Origin of the sequence: Psychrobacter sp. TB55-MNA-CIBAN-0194 (assembly GCF_040309505.1) — a bacterium.
Taxonomy (GTDB): domain Bacteria; phylum Pseudomonadota; class Gammaproteobacteria; order Pseudomonadales; family Moraxellaceae; genus Psychrobacter; species Psychrobacter fozii.
Window position 1 is genome coordinate 99,202 of the sequence record NZ_JBEOOW010000009.1, and the last position, 19,199, is coordinate 118,400.

18 protein-coding genes are annotated in these 19,199 nt (G+C 43.7%); 7 read left to right on the top strand and 11 right to left on the bottom strand.

The annotated features are described in order from the left end of the window. Positions 1-341: 341 nt before the first annotated feature. The gene (locus tag AAEY75_RS11440; protein ID WP_352259638.1) at positions 342-3,275 is read right to left on the bottom strand and encodes a valine--tRNA ligase; all 2,934 of its coding nucleotides are present in this window, start codon (positions 3,273-3,275) and stop codon (positions 342-344) included. Positions 3,276-3,575: 300 nt separating this feature from the next. Between AAEY75_RS11440 and AAEY75_RS11445 the strand changes: the two genes are divergently transcribed. Next, on the top strand, positions 3,576-4,676 hold the full coding sequence (locus AAEY75_RS11445; RefSeq protein WP_352259639.1) for a formate/nitrite transporter family protein: 1,101 nt from the start codon (positions 3,576-3,578) through the stop codon (positions 4,674-4,676). 167 nt (positions 4,677-4,843) lie between these two features. On the opposite strand, the gene AAEY75_RS11450 is transcribed toward AAEY75_RS11445, so the two are convergent. The 7 genes from AAEY75_RS11450 to AAEY75_RS11480 form a co-directional block, all read right to left on the bottom strand. Further along, positions 4,844-5,767 (bottom strand): bile acid:sodium symporter family protein, encoded by a 924-nt coding sequence (locus tag AAEY75_RS11450; protein WP_352259640.1) that lies wholly within the window; start codon positions 5,765-5,767, stop codon positions 4,844-4,846. Positions 5,768-6,123: 356 nt separating this feature from the next. Then, a complete protein-coding gene (locus tag AAEY75_RS11455) occupies positions 6,124-6,357 on the bottom strand; it encodes a hypothetical protein (RefSeq protein ID WP_352259641.1) in 234 nt (77 codons plus the stop codon). A gap of 124 nt (positions 6,358-6,481) precedes the next feature. After that, positions 6,482-6,952, bottom strand: coding sequence for a YbjQ family protein (locus AAEY75_RS11460; RefSeq protein WP_352259642.1), 471 nt, complete (start codon positions 6,950-6,952; stop codon positions 6,482-6,484). A gap of 49 nt (positions 6,953-7,001) precedes the next feature. Continuing rightward, positions 7,002-7,466, bottom strand: coding sequence for a YbjQ family protein (locus AAEY75_RS11465; protein WP_352259643.1), 465 nt, complete (start codon positions 7,464-7,466; stop codon positions 7,002-7,004). 94 nt (positions 7,467-7,560) lie between these two features. Continuing rightward, a complete protein-coding gene (locus tag AAEY75_RS11470) occupies positions 7,561-8,118 on the bottom strand; it encodes a YecA/YgfB family protein (protein ID WP_352259644.1) in 558 nt (185 codons plus the stop codon). 293 nt (positions 8,119-8,411) lie between these two features. Next, on the bottom strand, positions 8,412-8,648 hold the full coding sequence (locus AAEY75_RS11475; RefSeq protein WP_110924075.1) for a PA3496 family putative envelope integrity protein: 237 nt from the start codon (positions 8,646-8,648) through the stop codon (positions 8,412-8,414). Between the two features lie 212 nt (positions 8,649-8,860). Next, positions 8,861-10,348 carry a hypothetical protein gene (locus AAEY75_RS11480; RefSeq protein ID WP_352259645.1) on the bottom strand — a complete coding sequence of 496 codons (1,488 nt, stop codon included), beginning with the start codon at positions 10,346-10,348 and terminating at the stop codon, positions 8,861-8,863. 517 nt (positions 10,349-10,865) lie between these two features. Between AAEY75_RS11480 and serB the strand changes: the two genes are divergently transcribed. The 6 genes from serB to hemJ all read left to right on the top strand — a co-directional run bounded on the left by serB (position 10,866) and on the right by hemJ (position 16,533). After that, positions 10,866-12,056 (top strand): phosphoserine phosphatase SerB, encoded by a 1,191-nt coding sequence (gene serB, locus AAEY75_RS11485; RefSeq protein WP_352259646.1) that lies wholly within the window; start codon positions 10,866-10,868, stop codon positions 12,054-12,056. 231 nt (positions 12,057-12,287) lie between these two features. Then, a complete protein-coding gene (locus AAEY75_RS11490; RefSeq protein ID WP_352259647.1) occupies positions 12,288-13,277 on the top strand; it encodes a DUF368 domain-containing protein in 990 nt (329 codons plus the stop codon). A 226-nt stretch (positions 13,278-13,503) separates the two neighbouring features. Then, entirely contained in the window at positions 13,504-13,905 is a 402-nt protein-coding gene (gene aciT, locus AAEY75_RS11495) for an AciT family ciprofloxacin tolerance protein (RefSeq protein ID WP_352259648.1), read from the top strand. 179 nt (positions 13,906-14,084) lie between these two features. Then, positions 14,085-14,591 (top strand): SCP2 sterol-binding domain-containing protein, encoded by a 507-nt coding sequence (locus tag AAEY75_RS11500; RefSeq protein WP_110924079.1) that lies wholly within the window; start codon positions 14,085-14,087, stop codon positions 14,589-14,591. Between the two features lie 209 nt (positions 14,592-14,800). Further along, positions 14,801-15,952 (top strand): biotin synthase BioB, encoded by a 1,152-nt coding sequence (gene bioB, locus AAEY75_RS11505; protein ID WP_197102224.1) that lies wholly within the window; start codon positions 14,801-14,803, stop codon positions 15,950-15,952. A gap of 146 nt (positions 15,953-16,098) precedes the next feature. Further along, positions 16,099-16,533, top strand: a complete 435-nt coding sequence (gene hemJ / locus AAEY75_RS11510; protein ID WP_197218164.1) for a protoporphyrinogen oxidase HemJ — start codon at positions 16,099-16,101, stop codon at positions 16,531-16,533. A 159-nt stretch (positions 16,534-16,692) separates the two neighbouring features. Here the strand turns inward: hemJ and AAEY75_RS11515 are convergent, their stop codons facing one another. From AAEY75_RS11515 to rph, 3 genes are all read right to left on the bottom strand, one after another. Then, positions 16,693-17,340, bottom strand: coding sequence for a hypothetical protein (locus AAEY75_RS11515; RefSeq protein WP_352259649.1), 648 nt, complete (start codon positions 17,338-17,340; stop codon positions 16,693-16,695). 263 nt (positions 17,341-17,603) lie between these two features. Further along, positions 17,604-18,095: a hypothetical protein gene (locus AAEY75_RS11520; protein ID WP_352259650.1), complete on the bottom strand. Its 492-nt coding sequence runs from the start codon at positions 18,093-18,095 to the stop codon at positions 17,604-17,606. A 124-nt stretch (positions 18,096-18,219) separates the two neighbouring features. Beyond that, a complete protein-coding gene (gene rph / locus AAEY75_RS11525; RefSeq protein ID WP_352259651.1) occupies positions 18,220-18,936 on the bottom strand; it encodes a ribonuclease PH in 717 nt (238 codons plus the stop codon). Positions 18,937-19,199 lie beyond the last annotated feature (263 nt).

The following is a 19,199-nucleotide window of genomic DNA, read 5'->3' on the forward strand; positions in this document are numbered from 1 at the left end:
TGTTTCAAATAAATCAAATGGGTAAAGTGAAATCAAAAATAAAAAAAACAGCATGCAATATACACCCCTTAACGCTGAGGAGTCATTCCTATTTGGCTACTAACGTATTACTACTCTTTAACAGTGTACGTTTGGACGACGTATAGTCAGCGAACTACTAAACCGCTACGGTGCTCCCCTCCCTAGAGGTACTCTATTTACAATCTGCGGTCGGCTGCCTTGTAGCTGTTTTAGATTTCTTTGACTATATATAGGCATTTTACTGACCGTCATCCTGACAATAAAAAACGCCATCACAGTTGTGATGGCGTTTTTTATTCATATAGCTATTATCATAGCAATTACAGGTTCTTTAACTCTTCCATCTGCGCCGTCATCGCGGTCAACTGCCCTTCTAGCTCAGCCAGTTTCGCCTTTTCAGCATCGACCACTTCTACAGGTGCTTTACTGACAAAACCTTCATTACCAAGCTTACGAGCGATACCTTCAGATTGACCTTTCAACTTATCATATGACTTACCCAAACGTGCTAGCTCAGCCGTTGGATCAATCAGACCTTTCATCGGCACGAGTACCCGTAGCTGACCGACCATGCTTGATGATGATAGTGGCACTTCATCACCTTCTTTGACAATCTCTAGGCTCTCGACTTTGGCAAGCGCTTTAAACTGGTTTTTGATACGTGAGAGACGCGCTTCTTCGTCGGCAGAGACGTTTTGTAGTAGCACTGGTAGACGTACTGCATTGCCCAGTTTCATCTCACCACGGATGTTACGGACGCTAGCGATTAGCTCCTGTAGCCACGCCATATCCGCCTCAACTTGCTCACTGATTTGTGCATCATCGGTTTTTGGATAGTCAGCGACTACGATGCTGTCAGTGTTTTTACGACCTAGTAGCGGTGCGACCGTCTGCCAGATTTGCTCGGTCAGATACGGCATGATTGGATGGCTAAAGCGTAGCGCCGTCTCTAGCACGTGCAGTAGCACATAGCGGATTTGCGCTTTACGCTCGTCAGATACCGAGTCATCATTTAGACTGGCTTTGGCAAGCTCAACGTACCAATCACAGTACTCGTTCCAGATAAACTCATAGATATCTTGGCTGACCATATCGAGACGATACTGGGCGAAATGCTGATGGATATCGGCAACGGTAGAGTTCAGACGACTCATGATCCATTTTTCTGGTAATTCCCATACATCAGGATTCGCGGCTTGGTCGATAGGCTTGGCAGCACCTTCGCTATCGACACAGTTCATGAGTACAAAACGGCTGGCGTTCCAGATTTTATTACAGAAGTTACGATAGCCTTCGACACGCTTTAGATCAAAGTTGATATCGCGACCGGTACTGGCTAAGGATGTGAAGGTAAAGCGCAGTGCATCCGTACCAAAGGCTGGGATGCCTTCTGGGAACTCTTTACGCGTTTGCTTTTCGATTTTGGCCGCGTCTTTTGGATTCATCATATTGCTAGTGCGTTTTTCTACCAGCGCTTCTAGCTCAATACCGTCGATTAGGTCAATCGGATCTAAAACGTTACCTTTCGATTTTGACATTTTTTGACCATTGCCATCACGTACCAGACCATGCACATAAACGGTCTTAAATGGTACTTGCGGCGTGCCGTCTTCGTTTTTCACGAAGTGCATGGTCATCATGATCATGCGGGCCACCCAAAAGAAGATAATGTCAAAACCTGTCACCAACACGCTGGTTGGGTGAAAGGTTTCCATCACGCGTGAATCAGCGTTGACGTCTGCCCAATCAAGTGTACTGAACGTCCATAGACCTGAGCTAAACCACGTATCGAGCACGTCATTATCTTGGCGCAATACGATATCATCGCTGAGATTGTACTTGCTACGCACTTCCGCTTCGTCACGAGCGACATAGATTTCACCCGTTGCATCGTCATACCATGCAGGGATACGATGACCCCACCACAACTGACGGCTGATACACCAGTCTTGTAGATCGGTCATCCACGACATATACATGTTTTTGTACTGCGCAGGGACGAACTCGATGCTGCCGTCTTCTACCGCGTCAATCGCAGGCTTGGCCAGCTCTTTGACAGCGACATACCACTGATCGGTCAACCACGGCTCAACAATCGTACCGCCACGCTCAGCACGTGGGGCTTTTAGTGCATAGTCTTCGATATCTTCTAGCCAGCCCTGCTCGCCTGCTTGCGCCACAAGGAACTTACGAGCGGCAAAACGCTCAAGTCCTGCGTACTCGCTAGGCGTGGTCTCTAACTCTGGCTCACGTGTTTGCAGATCAGGATAGACTTCCATCGATGCTAAGATATTGGCGCGCTCATCAAGGATGTTAATCAATGGCAAGCTATGACGACGACCCAATTCATAATCGTTAAAATCATGCGCTGGCGTTATTTTGACACAACCCGTACCGAAGTCTTTTTCGACATAATCATCAGCGACGATAGGCACGACGCGACCCGTAATTGGCAAGGTAATGGTTTTGCCAACTAAGTGTGCATAACGCTCATCGCTAGGATTGACTGCAACAGCCGTATCACCAAGCAATGTCTCAGGACGCGTGGTGGCGACGACCAGATAGTTTTTACCATCTTGGGTCGTTAAATCTTTATCCGTGAAATGATAGCGGAAATGCCACAAGCTGCCTTTCTCATCGTGGTTTTCTACTTCTAGATCAGATAGCGCAGTTTGGAACTTAGGATCCCAGTTGACCAAACGCTTACCACGATAGATAAGGCCATCGTCGAATAGACGTACGAACACTTCTTTTACCGCGTTAGATAGACCATCATCCATGGTAAAGCGCTCACGCGACCAATCAACCGAGCTGCCCAAACGGCGAATCTGGCTAGTGATATTACCGCCCGATTCTTCTTTCCACTCCCACACTTTATCAATGAAGTCTTCACGTGTCATATCACGGCGCTTGATACCTTGTGCTTCTAGGCGACGCTCAACGACCATTTGAGTCGCGATACCCGCATGATCCGTACCTGGTTGCCACAGCGTATTGTCACCATCCATGCGGTGGTAACGGGTGAGCGCATCCATGATTGCATTGTTAAAACCATGACCCATATGTAGCGAACCAGTGACGTTCGGTGGCGGCAGCGCGATAGAAAATGACTCGTCTTTGTCAAAAGTCGGCTGAAAATAGCCGCTTTCTTCCCAGCCCTGATACATGCCTGCTTCGACTTCCGCAGGATTATAGGCGTTTTCAAGTTGGCTTAAGGCCGCTTGGATAGAAGCGGTTAGGTTGTGGTTACTCATAATGGCATTATCTTTTATTGATTGAATGTGATCAAAGTTAATTGAATTAAAGCGAATATAAAAATTAGGAAAATCATGAATAGAGTGATTTTAACGCAGATAGGCAGATTTTGTTAGATGGTAAGGCAATTTATAAAGCCTGAAGGCAGTTTTTGAGCAAATTATTAATCAATTAACAACAGCAATCAGCTCAATGCTAAACATAATCAGCGATCATCATGCGATAGAATATAGCTTCTATCTCTACGTTAGACATATCCTATATAGCAAAACTATTATCTTTTAACCAGTGAGCTTACCGTGCCCCAAGATATTGATAGTCATACTAATCAACAAAAAGACCCGCAAGCCTCATTTACAGATGATGAGCATTTGGCTGATGACAGTGATAAAGAAGGCCAACAAGAAAGTAGTTCTAATGACAACGTTGATGACGATGCTAATGACAACGTTAATGACAACACCAATGAGACAAAAGTCACTGAAGACCTAAAAGATAATGATCTGCCAGAAGAAATCAGTGACGAAGACAAAGAAACCATCAAAAAAGTCGCCAATGACGATAATTTGAGTCACGCAAAAAGCTATGCCAGTATCTTAGTCGAACAAGTCATGGACGCCAAAGAAACGTTTGAGCGCTCGCTTGGCTCGCTATTCACCAGTGCCTTTACCGCTGGGCTTGAGATTGGTATTAGCTTCTTTATGATTTTATCGGCGTTTGCGCTTCTAAATGAGGTAATACCAAGTCACTATGCCATGGTGCTGTCATCCCTACTGTATCCGATCGGCTTTATTATCGTTGTCATTGGTCAGTCTTTATTATTCACAGAGCAGACTTCGCTCTTAAGCTTGCCAGTCTTGAATAAAATTGAACCGCTGCACAAATTGCTGCGTCTATGGGGCATTGTGATTGCGGGTAATATCGTTGGCGGCTGTCTATTTGCCGCATTGATGGTTGGCTTAGGGCTGCATATGCATCTGTTTACAGACCATGCCATCGATGTCTATGCCGAGCATATCTTAGGGTTTGAGTGGTGGGTGATATTTGGTAGCGCCGTACTGGCAGGTTGGATGATGGGCGTGACCGCATGGCTAGTGACCTCAGCACGCGATACACTGAGCCGCATTGTCTTAGTCACCATCATTACGGGCAGTATCGGATTTTTAGGCTTACACCACAGTATCGTAGGCAATATCGAGGTGTTCTCAGCCTTACTGTACGGCAATACCGTCAGCCTATGGCGCTATTTAGTATTTTTAGCAGTGGTGTTGGTGGGTAATACGGTCGGTGGCGTGGTGTTTGTCGCAGTACTGAAGAACCGTACTTTCTTGTTTGAAATTGAAAAAGTAAAAGAGCAAACTGCTGATGCTAAAGCAAGAGTAGATGTCCGTCATCGTTAAACACTATCCTCAATCCTGCCCTACTTTATATCTCATCATTTAATACTCTACAGGAAATGAGATATATCAACTATGCATGCAAAAACCCCATAACCAGCTTTGAAAGATCAAGCTGGTTATGGGGTTCAGTTAATTAAAAGACGTTTGAGTAATTTATAGTCTTAAGATTAAAGTCTGCGTGCTGCCAGCACACTACTGTCTATCTCAGTTTGCTTCGCCTTATTGTGTTGCGCGCTGAATACTCTCACCATAATACCTGCGGTTAAGAACATGATTAGCGTATAAATAGCTGGGGTCAGCGACATTTTGTAATTGGCCAATAGTGTCAATGCCATAAACATAGAAAGCGTACTGTTCTGTAGGCCGACTTCCATGGTAATCGATCTTCTTTGTGCTGGATTCAGACCAAACCATTTACTGGTGTAATAACCAAGCGCCATCGTTGACACGTTCAATATCAATGATACAGGGCCAGTGGCTATCAAGGCTTCTACGATGATGTCTTTTTGCACATAGCTTAGGAATAGCACCAAGAAGCTGAGGAATATCACGCCAAAACGAGAAACCATAACCTGTGTCTTATCTGCAACCGTGGGCGCATAGCGTTTGATCAACATACCAACGCTCACAGGTAAGATAGTCAGAGCAATCAAGCTGACCATGGTTTTGACCACTGGCAACTGAAACTCACTACCCGCGCCCATGAAGTACACAAGCGAAAAACTGAGGACGATAGGAATGGTAAACACGGTAATGACGCTTGCAATAGCGGTCATAGTAACCGACAGTGCGACGTCACCTTTGGCCAAATAAGTGAATAGGTTTGAGGTGGTGCCGCCAGGACAAAGCACCAGCAACATAACCCCAACGGCATATTCAGGTTCTAGAGACATCGAGGTTGCCAAGGCAAAACCAACCAATGGTAAGAAGATCAGCTGATTGGTTAGGCCTATTGCGACTGCTTTGGGGTATTTGACGACTCTTTTAAAGTCATTGGTAACTAAGGACAGACCCATCCCCATCATGATCAAAAAGATACCAATAGGAATGACTTTTGAATTTACAAACGTGACTAACTCCACACCTTCCATAACTACATCCTTGTAGATAGAGCCTTTACATAGGCAGTTTTATGACAACTTTGTGATGCTTAATCAGCCAATCCTGCTGATATTTTGGGTAAAAGCCATCGACGTCATCAATGTTTTGTATGACAACACTACTTGACAGCATTCCATGCCATCTTTCACATATATTCAGTAATCGTAATAGAGCGGTATCATAAAGTATATCGTTGTAAAGGCAGCTTTATCTATTTTATTCAACTACTCACCAGTCAGTATTCAAACGTAGGATATCCACCATATAAAAGTACAGGAAATTTTAGGGTATACCATTATCTATATTGTTAAGCTTAACACGAATAGATTGGCCGCTTAGAAAGGAATCAATCACACCCGCCGCCATCGCCACCGCTGTCACCACAAGAATCATTGCTGCTATACCCGCTATGATTACTGTTACTGTTGTTGATGTCATCTCCAGAAGATGAACTTGAAGTACGTTTTGAAAGCTTTGTACGACTAGACCAGAGCATCACTTTAAAGACACCATAAAACATCAGTAGCCCAAAAATAATCTGTAAAAGTAGCAGGAAGCCCCAGAAGAAAAGTTCAAGCATAATATAGTCGACCCTCTATAATTTCTTGTTAGACAGTGATAGCAACGCAAGGATAACTAAGACAAGTGCTTATTTTGGGGATAAAAAAGAAGATAAGATTGATATATCTTAGATTGGCAGGACTTTAGTGACGGTCAGTACTGATAACTGCCGTACCATAGGCGATGGCTTCTACCATGCTTCCTAGTTGATTGACATTAGTCACCTCAAGGCGTAGACCATAAATATGATTACAACCTTTGGCATTGGCCTCAGTACGCATCCGTACGATAGCCTCACGGCGGGCGCGATCTAATAACGTCTCGTAGGTGGTCAGGTTTTTACCAAAGATACTTAAGACACGGGCGATAATCATTTTGAAGTAATCTTGACCAATCACCACACTACCTAGTACCAGCTCACCCTGACTATTAGCCGCGATAGTGGGACGATAAAAGCGTTCGCTTGACACAATGATATGACTCAGTGCTTGCTCGTCGATGCTCAACTGCGCCAAATGCTGACGCTCGTGACGCGTGCCAAAAAACCAACCAGCCGCGAACAATAAAACAAACGGTGCATAGTTTATGAGAAATTGGGTAAGGGAGTTGTTCATGGCACGTCTCTTATCATACAAAAGCATCAATGCTTTAAGATTCGGTTATCTAACCAAAAGGATTGAAACGTGGCAACTCATCAGTAGGTTCTGATGGTGGGGTTTGCGTGCTTGGGTGTTGACCTGAGTGATGCGATTGACCCGTTTGATAATGAGAATCGCTTGGCGGGTTTTGAGATGATTGCTGCGGCATCGGTATTGCTTTGACAGCAGTACCATAAACAAATAGCTCAGAGGCTCCCTGCGCGATGCTAGAAGTCGAAAAACGCAAACCGACAACTGCATCAGCACCCAAAGACTCTGCCTTGACAATCATGCGGTCTATCGCTTCTTGGCGCGACTCTTCTAGCAGCTCGGTATAAGCCGTCAGCTCACCACCGACGATGTTTTTTAGTCCAGCAAACAAATCTTTACCGACGTGCTTTGAGCGTACCGTACTGCCGTACACCACATCGAGACGCTCGGTGATTTGATAGTTAGGCAAGTGCTCAAGATTGGAAAGCTGTACAGTCATGTTACGACCTTATCAGTGAGTTAAAGAGGTGTAAAACTGCATGAAATATAATAAGCAGCGCTATTGATAGTACTGCTTATTAAGTACGAAAATATTAATCGTTGGTATGAAACAACAAAAACAGCTCAGTCAAATTGCCTTCAATGCTATTGGCCATTTGCGCCAGCTTATCTTCATCTTTACGCATCTCAGCAAGCTCTGGATCTTCGTCATCGATACCGCTCAATACAATCATTGGCAAGGTTAAAACCGCTACGTCTTCTGCGGTTTCTTCATCTTCAAACCAATCACTGGCTTCATCACCATACATCGCATCGACAAAGCCGATTGACCAAGCAACGATATCTGAGTCATCTGAAAAGTCGACGGCCACTTCTTCATCACCAGCGTCTTCATTAAACGGTAGCTCGATAGGCGTCTCGTTTTTTAACTCAGCGATGATCGAATCACGCCAGCGTGTGATGCCATCGATCACGTTTTCTGGAATCTCACTAGTGTGGCCTTCAAACAATGCATCCATCCAGTTAGGCAATGGACGACCGATTACTGTCGCCGTCAAAAAACCATGCGCAGCGACACTGTCGAGCACGAACTGGCTCTCTTGATTGTCCATATAGTCTAGTAATTCGTCAAAACTTAATTGGTTACTCATGGTGTAATTGTCCTTGAAAGGTGGATTGCGACAGTCTTAATAAATGCGCAATAAACGTTCAGTTACGTGCAAAATCAGTGATAATTTGAGGATAAAGGTCATTCGAATAAACATTCAAACAACCATTATAAAGTCAGAATTACTGCATAGAATAGGCTGCTGGCAACCATAGAAAAGTGATAAATAAGATATCATCAACCTAATACCATTAGGTAATAAGCCATTATTACGTGGCTTTAGTCGGCTTAAATGACTGAATTTTCTTATATTGTGTGAGACCTTTATTCTAAAATTTAAAAGTCGTCATCATCCCAGTCATCGCCATCTTCATCGAAGTTATCGATGTCATCTAAATCGTCTTTTAGCTCTTTAGCCAACCGTTTTTCTTCTAACAAATTATCGATTAGACGACGTTTTTCAAGACTGCTTAAGCGCGTACGTACACTCGTCTCAGCCTCTTCCACCATCTTTGCATCATCATCATCGATGAAATCATCATCAAAATCGTTGTCAATATCAGCGTCACTCATGACAAACTCCTATCATTTTTGGCAAAGGTATTAAGAATACATTAATATATATATGCCTTATAAAGTCTCTACTGAACGTTGTCAATGCTTTTTATCACTATGGCCTATTTCGCCTATAATACCAAGATAATGATGTAGGCAATATAACAGACAATTGTGTACATAAAAACAAAAACAATTGCCGCTAATGAAACATCATTACACAGATACTATTAAGTATGTGATTCGTCTTCATTTTCAATCATCAGTACCGAATTTCGGACATCAGCCAAGCGTTGAATCATTGAATCATTCCCACCATCGAATACGGCACATTCACGCTCATAAACGGTGGTTGGACGCATGATACTCTGTACTTGTACATGGTGGCTGATTTGCTTGAGTCCAGCATTCGGTAACAAGATCAGCATCTGCTCTTTTTTGCCGACGCTGTGCAGTAATTGCGTCATCGCATCACTTTGTGCATCATCACTGACGCCCGCTTTGGCAGGTAATGCAAAGCGCGACAGCTCAATATGCTTGTCATGGATAATCTTATTAAGCATTAAATATAACTTACCAAGCATCACGCCTGCTAACGCCACTTTGGCATGGCTATTATCAGCTTTTAATAGCACACTCGCACCGCTGTCATCGAACTTAGGCTCATTTATCATGCTGACGCCTAGCAACAATGGCTGCTTGAGTAGCTCAGTCGCTGCTTGGTTCAATAGCTGAGTGCATAATGCCAAATAAGGCAAGCGCTGGGCAGGAGCAAGACGCTCAAGCATATTAAACTCGTCATGGAATACAATCTGTACTCTTACGCTGTCAAATGCTCGTGTGGCAGACAGTCGCGAGGCGCTGCTAGATCTCTGAGTACTACTGCCGCTCATTTCATCTTGCGTGCTTTCCGCTGCTAGATTTTCTACTTGGTCATCTGCCGCACCATCAATAGTCGTACTAGAATGAGCGGTATCGCTCGCCGCACTTTGATTTTGTTGTGTTCTTAAATACTGGTTTACTTCACTATTTACATCAAACTTACGAAGGTCAGCTGGTTTATGCTCTGCGCCGTCTTCATCCAAGCTGCCCATTGTTTGAGAGTCATTTTCTTGGAGATCGTTTGTTTGACGGTCAGCTGAGCGGCGCTCGTGGTTACGGCTACGCTGATCGATTTGCATATACTGCTCACGGTGCAAATCTTGGATATCACGACTGAGGGCATTGATTTGCTCTTTGGTAGGACGGGCAAGATAACCGTAAATTAACCAAAGCAATAAATGCAGCAGCATAGTACCGATAACAAATGGCCACTGCATGGCGATAATTTCACCTTTGCTAATGTCCTTTAATGTCAGTGCCACACTACCAATCACAGCATCGCCGTTGGTAGCAATTTGACGAATCGTATCACCTTGCTGCATAGGCGCATTGCCGACTGGCACCAAGATATCGTCGTTATTGTCTGTAATCAAGATCTTCGTCACGTCTTGCTCGCTGGTATAGCGATTGGCAATCACGCTTAGACTGACACGGTCTTTATTTTCTAAAGACAACCTTGCCTCATCAATCAGCTGAGCAACCATCTGCTCGCCTTTTAACGCACGACTGTTGCTCAACTGTTGATCGGTGCTGATAACCAACAATAGAGTCTGCAAACAAAAACTAACCAGAAGAATAATGGCAAACAACCCTTGCCGCGGCGCTAAATACGTCATGATATGTTAAACTTTTTTGGATAAAAGAAATTAAAAAACAAGGCTATTGCTCATTTTTTGGCTATTTTAAAAAACGGTAATGCAGGCATCTTTTTGTAACGCGTGTCTTTATAACGTATATCTGGGTAAACCATCACTTATAGTCGATTCAATTTAAAAGAAGTACGAGGCAACCGAGTGTAGATGTATATGTGATACTTCAATCGAGGTTAACGCTGTCATACTTTTATAGTGGAAGGACTATAGGATAAACGACCGAACATTAGACTTTTTATGACTAAACACATTATCATAAATGCAACTCGCTTATCCTATCTACTATATCACCATAATAAACCTTATAGCGTTAGCAGCTTTATAAATTTGTCATAATAATAACATTCAATTTCAAACGCTTTTCTGTCTGGTACAGCCCTTTTTAGTTAACCGTGATACTTTGCATGTCATCTATAGGCGCTGCCGAGGAAAGCTGCTATTATTCCCAATCTTATACGAGCATACAAGGGACAATTAAGCCATGCCAAACAATACATCTTATTCGTTACCAAAAGACAGCAAAGCATGGCAACAAGCCGTTGACTCTATTGCCTCGCTCCTACCTGATGGTACTGATCTACAGGATTTTGACGCGCTACAGTCCCTACCTGTTTTTGCGCTAATTGTGGTACTACCGACCAAAGTATCAACCCTTGATATTCATCAATATGTGCAGTCATGGGTCGATGAGCAGCCGAACTGGCATTTGGTCACTGTCGCTGAAGATACTGATGCAAGTTTTGTGAATATCACTGTCTCTGATACAGAACCAACAGACGGAAATGCACAGCGCCTTCCTTTTACACAGGCACAAGTATTTCGCTATCTACTGGTACCAGTCACCGATACACTCATGCATCCCGCCAAAAAAACCGCTGCCGCTCATATCATCGATGAGCAGCTGACCAGACGCTTGCGTCATGATTTGGCTGAAGCGTATAAGAGTACGAGCAGTGCTGACAGTACGGATAATTTGAATGTCGTTGATTGCCATATCTTATCTGTTGGTCATATGCTACGTACCCACAAGCTTGCCTGCTTCGATATGGACTCCACCTTAATCGAGCAAGAAGTCATCGTTGAGCTGGCCAAAACAGCAGGTATCGGTGAAGAAGTTGCCGCCATCACTGAATCGGCGATGCGCGGTGAGATCGATTTTGACGAATCTTTTGCCAAACGTGTGGCACTATTAAAAGACATTCCAATTGACGTACTGGATGATATTTGTAGCCGCTTAACCTTATCGGTAGGCGCACGCACCACGATCAGTGCGCTCAAAGCATTGGGTTATCACACCGTATTGGTATCAGGCGGATTTACCTATTTTGCTCGCTATATCGCAGAGCAGTTGGGTATTGACGAAGTTCATGCCAACTTTTTAGATATTGACGAAGGCATGGTGACGGGCCACGTGCAATTACCTATCGTCAATGGTGCCAAAAAAGCCGCCATCGTCGAACACACGGCAGAGCGTTTAGGCATCGATATGTCACAAGTGGTCTGTATTGGTGACGGTGCTAATGACTTGCCAATGATGGCCATCGCTGATCTAGGGGTTGCCTATCACGCAAAACCTATCGTCCAAGCACGGGCTGATGCGGCGGTTAACGTGACTGGTCTTGAAGGCTCGCTTTATGCACTTGGCTATCCAGCGCTTGTCCCTACCAAATAATGTCTAAAAACTAGAAACACTGTAAAAAGCTAGGTTAATGTCTTTGTCATTGATCTGGCTTTTATACTTCTAGCTTCTATGTTTTATTGATGAAAAAATCTAGCGATGCTGCTACTTTGATAGAACTACTGTTAACATTGCTGCCTGAGCATGATTTCATTCTAACTAAACTTTAATCTAACCATTACCACTCACTTTCCACGCTCATTTTAAATCAATCAAGGACTGTCCATGACGGCACCCCAATCACCCAAACCAAGCGAGTCGTCAGCACCGCAACCATTAGATATCAGTGTTACTACTACTGACAACCCAAAACAGCTGTTAGGCGTCTATATCAAAGGAATGGCCATGGGTGCAGCCGATATCGTACCTGGCGTCTCTGGTGGTACTATTGCGCTGATTGCTGGTATTTATGAGCGATTGATTAATGCACTTGGCAGTATTGGCCCCAAACTCTGGCAGATATTCCGAAAGGAAGGTGGTATCAAAGGTTTGCTTGCGGTGTGGCGACAGGTCGATGCGACATTTTTATTATTCCTGTTATTAGGTATCGCTACCAGCTTTGCTACTTTGGCTGGCATGATTAAGTACTTGCTAGACAATCAACCACTGCTGATTTGGTCATTCTTTTTTGGGTTGGTCGTTGCAACCATATTTATATTATTAACTGAAATTAAGCGTTGGAACATAGGACGTATTGTCTTATTTGGCGTCGGTCTCGTCAGTGCCATGGTTATCAGTAGTTTGCCATTACTCACCACCACGCCAAGCTTGCCTTATCTATTTTTTGCAGGGGCAATCGCGATTTGCGCCATGATATTGCCGGGTATATCAGGCTCCTTTATCCTATTATTATTGGGTGCTTATGACACGGTATTAGAAGCCGTGCATACCCTTAACTTTACGGTTATTTTCACGCTTATGGCTGGTATGGTCACTGGACTTTTACTGTTCACCCACGCACTGAAATGGCTATTGGCTCGCTACTATCAAGCAACGCTAGCCTTGCTCACCGGCTTTATCGCTGGCTCTTTGATGAAGATATGGCCGTGGAAAGTAGATATCTTGAACACCTTAGATAACGAAGCAATAAACAACGTCATGCCATGGCACTACCCTACTGGTCCTCATTGGCTCAGCACACTGGGGTTGATGTTATTAGGTGCTGTGTTGGTATCGCTTTTATCGTGGTGGGGCAAGCGTAATAACCATCATTAATAGCAATGTTTAGTTGCTATTGATTAGCAAACCTCTTATTTCCCTCTCAAAATAAGCGCCGATCCTTACGGCGCTTACTCTCAAAATCTGCAATAGAAAATCATCGAAATACGCTAAAAAACCAAACGTCATCGGTTGTCGCAAACTCGCCTGTACCCTCTTTAGCTTTGCCTCGCAAACTTTCATAATGGTCTTATTGGAATTCACCTTATGAATAGCGAGATGAATGATGTTACTAACTATACTTTCTTTTATCGACATAGCGGCATGGAGCAATGCTGCTTTACTTGGTTACGGTTTATTGGCAGTGATAATAGCGGCGCTCGCCTTCTCGTCACAGCGCTGGCTGCTATTATATCTATTTGGCGGTATGGCATATTGGCTAGGCGTAGAAGTCATTCACAGCATACTATCAAGTCGACTGATGCTGTCAGAATTATCAGATTGGCACAGCTATATCATCGCCATGGGCATCAGCTGGTTGCCTCTAGCGGCTTGGGTCTTGTATCGAGCGCTTCGTTACGAGGACGTCAGTCAATCGGTTCAGCTACAGCGTGAGTTAGAGGCTGCACGTTATATCGAACATACGCCTGTCTACGATGATGACTATAAACCGCGCTTTCACTAATGTAGTCAATCCTGTATCAATCATACTGACGTCATCGAATGTTACAAGATACTTAACGCTCTCTACGTAACTCCTAAAGAATAACAACCTACCCATCGTTTATAATGTAATTATATATTTGTCGCAAAAATTGTTATAAAGTACGCATTATTTTGCGTCTCATTTTTAGGAGTTCGATTATGTTTACTATTCCTGTTCTAGATATTAAGTCTGATCCTTTAGACGTGTTATTGGCTGTGATCGGTTACCGTTTATCTATGCTAGCCGATAGCGACGATGAAGCTGTCCAAAAGCTATTCGCTGATCGTAATGTCACGATTGAGCTTGCCAGCACTGAAGCGGATATCGCTCGTTATTTTGTCTTTGATAATGGGAGCTTCAACCAGTATAGTGGTCATGCAAAAGCAGCAGACCTGACTATCAACTTTAAAGACTCTATGACTGGTGTTAAGCTATTGACCAAAGGTAATCTTCCAGCCTTTATGACAGCGGTTCAAGAAGGAAACTTAAGCATCGAGGGCGACTATAGCCTCATGATGTGGTTTAATAAGCTTGCCAAGCATATCGTTCCAGCGGTGCCAGAAGAGTGCAAACCTTATCTGGACAAAGCAAAGCCTTACGCTTATAAAGCACAAAACTTTGCAAACCATTGGATTGGTGTTGCCAAGCACAAACTGGGCAAATAACCAGATACAAATAATTAGAACGTTAAATGGCAAACTGATCAGCAAATAGTTACTATTGACCTACTTTATTGTATTCAATATAAATACTATTTAGCAGCACTCTGATTTTCTAAAAAGGTTACGGTATACTATATCGCAGCCTTTTTTATTATTTTAAAAACACAAAAACATTTAGATGTACCCAATACCGTTATAAAAGGATTTATCTCATGGCAGGATTACTTAACATCTCAGAACCCAATGCCGATAGCCACACTGAGACACTCAATCATCAAAACAGTAGCGATGATTTTTTGGCCAGTTTAGCCACCGATGCCAACCAACCAACGCCACATAAGCATAGCCGCGAAGAAATCGCCGCACTGTTTGATTTGCCTTTGATGGATTTGTTGTTGCAAGCACAAACGATACATCGGGCGAACTTTACTGCCAATGAAGTACAAATCAGTACCTTGTTATCTATCAAAACAGGTAACTGCCCTGAAGATTGCGGCTACTGCTCACAATCAGGTCATCATCGCGATACCACCAAACTACAAGCAGAAAAACGCATAGAAGTGGACAAAGTCATTGCCGCTGCTAAACGTGCCAAAAACAGTGGCTCGTCACGCTTCTGCATGGGTGCGGCATGGAAACATCCAAGTGCAAAAGACATGCCTTACGTGGTTGAGCTAGTTAAAGAAGTCAAGGCATTGGGGCTTGAGACCTGTATGACGCTTGGTATGTTAGATACCAATCAAGCAACGCAGTTGGCGGATGCCGGATTAGACTACTATAATCATAATCTAGATACCTCACGCAGCTATTATGAACAAGTCGTCAGCACGCGCAGCTATGACGAGCGATTAAATACGATAGACAATGTGCGCAACTCAGGCATCAATGTCTGTAGCGGTAATATCGTTGGTATGGGCGAAAGCCGTGATGACCGTATCGATTGGGTACATGAACTGCTAAAAATGCCAAAAGCGCCAGAATCGATCCCAGTCAACTTGCTCGTGCCTATCGCCGGCACCCCTATCGGTGACAAAGTGCTTGCCGAAGGTCAGCTGTCTGTGCTTGAGTGGATTCGTACTATTGCCGTGGCGCGTATTTGCTGCCCGACCAGCTATGTGCGTCTATCTGCTGGCCGCGAAAGCCTCTCTGACTCCGAGCAAGCCTTGGCCTTTATGGCGGGTGCCAATTCGTTCTTTTATGGTGATAAACTGCTGACAACTGGGAACGCCAGTCAATCAGGCGATGACAGACTCATGCGTGAGCTTGGCCTAACAAAGCAGTTTGCTGCACCAAGAGCACCTAAAGTATTGCCTGTATTAGACGCTATGAATGGTCATCAAACACAAGTCGTATTGGCTGACTAGTTTGGCGGTGTGCAGCGACTGTTTATTAATAATCTGCATTGCACTTGCGTTTGTGCTGTGTCATCAATTAGCCCTTATAGAAAGCGTATGAAAATAAGCCTAGGGTGTGTCCTCATTTCAAATGGCTGATAACAAGAGATTAAGTAATGGCAGATTATTTTAACTGGATTAAAGCGGCACATATTATTTCTATGGTTTGCTGGTTTGCTGCAATTTTCTACTTGCCGCGCCTGTTTGTCTATCATGCGATGAGTGATGACACTATCAGCCAAGAACGCTTTACCATTATGGAGCGTAAGCTGTATCGTGGCATTATGACGCCATCGATGATAGCGACATGGGTCTTTGGTCTGTGGATGTTAGGTCTAGGTTGGGACGTGTATAAAACTCAAGGTTGGCTGCACGTTAAGCTCTTGCTAGTGGTATTACTATCCGGCTATCATGGTGCATGCGGCTTGTATCGCAAAAAACTGATTGATAATCCACACTATAAATCCCATAAATTTTGGCGCTGGTTTAATGAAATACCAGTGTTTGCGTTGATATTTATCGTCATCTTAGTTGTGGTAAAACCTTTCTAAAATTAGCGCCAACACTAGCAGAATAATTGATACCCGCAAACCAAAAGCGTCCGCCGCTTTATCAGTGACGGACGCTTTTTTTGACCTATTATCTCTAGTAGCTTGAACAACTCTGAAACCGCTGACCCTATTTCTGAAGTTGGTATCAAACGTTAAATATTAAACACTAGGGCGCATGATTTGATAAACATTACTCAAGTCATAAACACGGTAACGAGCTGGCTCACGGCGGTTTTCTCCCGCATAACTTAATATTAGCGCTTGCTTGGCACGCTCATCGACCCAGCCCACAAACAGTCCACTGTGCTCGACACCATTGTAACCATGATTGATATAATAGAGCCAATCTCCAACCTCAATCTCGCCACTATTGGCATAAGGGCCTTGACCATAAGTGCCTTTGTGAATGGTATCGCGCGTCACTCCTGCCCGTTTGAATACCGCATTCAGATAGTCCCAGCAGCCACCTTGAATGATAGTGCGCTCGTTTAGGGCCATCTTGCGTGCAGTACTGACAACCTCACGTGCGGCCAGACTACTTTGGGTCTCCGCACTACTCAATAGCGGTAAATACTCACTATCGATATTGTCATAATCACCAGATAAAAATGCAGGTAGTACTGTAGGCGTTTGACGAGATACATCTGGATAGCGATAAGAAGTATTACTCGTTGATTGAGTAGATTTTTGAGCGATCAGTGTGCTCATACTATCTGCGTGAGCTGGGCCAACCAAACCAAAGGTCAATAATAAAAGACTGCACGACGCTGTAACCGACGACGACATAGACATAGGCAAACGCGACATGACTGACTCCTTGTCAATAAAATATAAATGACAGCATAAAAATAGTAGTGGATGAATTTCCAACCCTACTTATAAACTATTTAGAAGTGAGTCTGCAAGCACTATTCATTTTGAATAGATGACAGAAGGTATTAAATTATAGATTGATGGTCGCGTTACAACGCTAATTTAGAAGGGGTAAATCAAAATAGCACTAAAAGCTAGGCAGGTAATATATATGCTTTTAGAAAGGTTTGATTTGGACAAGTAGAAAGAGATAGTTTTTAATTATCACTCATCTTAATATTAACATGGCGCTTGGACAACGCTTGGCCTTGTAAGATAGCTTTAGCAGCAGTTGCTTCTTGGATACTTTCAAAACCACTGATATTGTACTTACGTGTGTCACTGCTATCGACAATCTGTAACTGCTCGCCAATCAGTGTTATCTTGTCACTATCGATCAAATGGATATGCTCGCGCTTACCTTGATTGTCATGCACCATCTCACCAGCACGCACCCACAGTATACCGCTACTGATAGCGCCAACCATGGCTTTTTTGTGTTTTTGGCGTTGTCGATTAAAAATAAAACTGCCAATAATTAGCAACGCTAACGCACCGATAGCCAAGCGCTCAGGTAGCACACTCATTGCAAAGGCGACTGCAACTGCCCCGACCAACAAGGCAGAGCCAAACCAAAACATACCGTTATCAGTCGTTTGAGACTGACCTTGTAAGGTGATTTTGGCGCCATCGTCGGTCAGCTTAAGCATGCATCATTACCTGTTGCGAGATATCTAGTTGGCAACAGATAGCGGACTATTAAAAGCCAAGTATCTGTCAGAGCTCGTCGTAGTGTTAAAAAATTAGCACCGTTTATAATAGATCAAAAGCAGACTACCAGCCTAAAGCGGTTTGCTGCATTTTAATCAATTCGGCAATACCTTTTTCGGCAAGAATCAGCATGTCATCAGCTTGAGCGCGAGTGAATGGTTTCTCTTCCGCAGTACCTTGCAGCTCGATAAACTCGCCTTTTTGAGTCATAACGACGTTCAAATCGGTATCGCAGCTAGAGTCTTCTTCATAATTCAAATCTAGATACGCTTCACCATCTTTCATACCGACAGACACAGCAGCAACTAAGCCAATCAATGGATCTACTTTTAGTTTTTTGGCTTTTTGAACGGTCTCTAATGCGTCAATAAGGGCAATCGCTGCACCAGTTACGCTAGCGGTACGAGTACCACCATCAGCTTGCAGTACATCACAGTCAAGATAAATGGTGTTTTCACCCAACTTGCTCAAGTCAATCATCGCACGTAGGCTACGACCGATTAAACGCTGAATCTCTTGGGTACGACCTGATTGCTTGCCGCGTGCCGCTTCACGTTGATTACGGGTATTGGTCGCACGTGGCAACATACCATATTCAGCGGTAATCCAGCCTTTACCTTTGCCTTTCAACCAGCGTGGCACACCTGACTCGACACTAGCAGTACATAGTACTTTGGTATCGCCAAAGCTCACTAACACTGACCCTTCGGCATGCTTAGTATAATGGCGCTCAAAGCTGATAGAGCGAAGTTGGTCAAGCTCACGATTGTCATTACGCATAAAAATTCCTAGTACAATGTTTGAAAATCAGGGTGATAAAAATGGTCTTAAAATAAGAGGTTGTCGCTACATGGCAGAGCAGTATTTATTATCGTATATTTATTAATCGCATATCAATTCATAAAAACTGACATACAGGAATATAACTCGAATATAAATAGCGACTGCGTGCCTTAGTGGACGCAAATATGGAGATATCCTAACGTGACAGCGGCGCAATAGCAAGATTCACTCACGCTATTACGCCGCTGCTTCAGTAAAGT

What these genes read in the sequence shown, in the direction of transcription:
- AAEY75_RS11520 (WP_352259650.1), bottom strand. Translation starts at nt 18,095, where the DNA reads ATGCTTAAGCTGACCGACGATGGCGCCAAAATCACCTTACAAGGTCAG.
- AAEY75_RS11500 (WP_110924079.1), top strand. Translation starts at nt 14,085, where the DNA reads ATGTTTACTATTCCTGTTCTAGATATTAAGTCTGATCCTTTAGACGTG.
- AAEY75_RS11490 (WP_352259647.1), top strand. Translation starts at nt 12,288, where the DNA reads ATGACGGCACCCCAATCACCCAAACCAAGCGAGTCGTCAGCACCGCAA.
- bioB (WP_197102224.1), top strand. Translation starts at nt 14,801, where the DNA reads ATGGCAGGATTACTTAACATCTCAGAACCCAATGCCGATAGCCACACT.
- AAEY75_RS11450 (WP_352259640.1), bottom strand. Translation starts at nt 5,767, where the DNA reads ATGGAAGGTGTGGAGTTAGTCACGTTTGTAAATTCAAAAGTCATTCCT.
- AAEY75_RS11480 (WP_352259645.1), bottom strand. Translation starts at nt 10,348, where the DNA reads ATGACGTATTTAGCGCCGCGGCAAGGGTTGTTTGCCATTATTCTTCTG.
- AAEY75_RS11465 (WP_352259643.1), bottom strand. Translation starts at nt 7,466, where the DNA reads ATGACTGTACAGCTTTCCAATCTTGAGCACTTGCCTAACTATCAAATC.
- aciT (WP_352259648.1), top strand. Translation starts at nt 13,504, where the DNA reads ATGATGTTACTAACTATACTTTCTTTTATCGACATAGCGGCATGGAGC.
- AAEY75_RS11440 (WP_352259638.1), bottom strand. Translation starts at nt 3,275, where the DNA reads ATGAGTAACCACAACCTAACCGCTTCTATCCAAGCGGCCTTAAGCCAA.
- AAEY75_RS11470 (WP_352259644.1), bottom strand. Translation starts at nt 8,118, where the DNA reads ATGAGTAACCAATTAAGTTTTGACGAATTACTAGACTATATGGACAAT.
- AAEY75_RS11515 (WP_352259649.1), bottom strand. Translation starts at nt 17,340, where the DNA reads ATGTCGCGTTTGCCTATGTCTATGTCGTCGTCGGTTACAGCGTCGTGC.
- AAEY75_RS11455 (WP_352259641.1), bottom strand. Translation starts at nt 6,357, where the DNA reads ATGCTTGAACTTTTCTTCTGGGGCTTCCTGCTACTTTTACAGATTATT.
- hemJ (WP_197218164.1), top strand. Translation starts at nt 16,099, where the DNA reads ATGGCAGATTATTTTAACTGGATTAAAGCGGCACATATTATTTCTATG.
- serB (WP_352259646.1), top strand. Translation starts at nt 10,866, where the DNA reads ATGCCAAACAATACATCTTATTCGTTACCAAAAGACAGCAAAGCATGG.
- AAEY75_RS11460 (WP_352259642.1), bottom strand. Translation starts at nt 6,952, where the DNA reads ATGAACAACTCCCTTACCCAATTTCTCATAAACTATGCACCGTTTGTT.
- rph (WP_352259651.1), bottom strand. Translation starts at nt 18,936, where the DNA reads ATGCGTAATGACAATCGTGAGCTTGACCAACTTCGCTCTATCAGCTTT.
- AAEY75_RS11475 (WP_110924075.1), bottom strand. Translation starts at nt 8,648, where the DNA reads ATGAGTGACGCTGATATTGACAACGATTTTGATGATGATTTCATCGAT.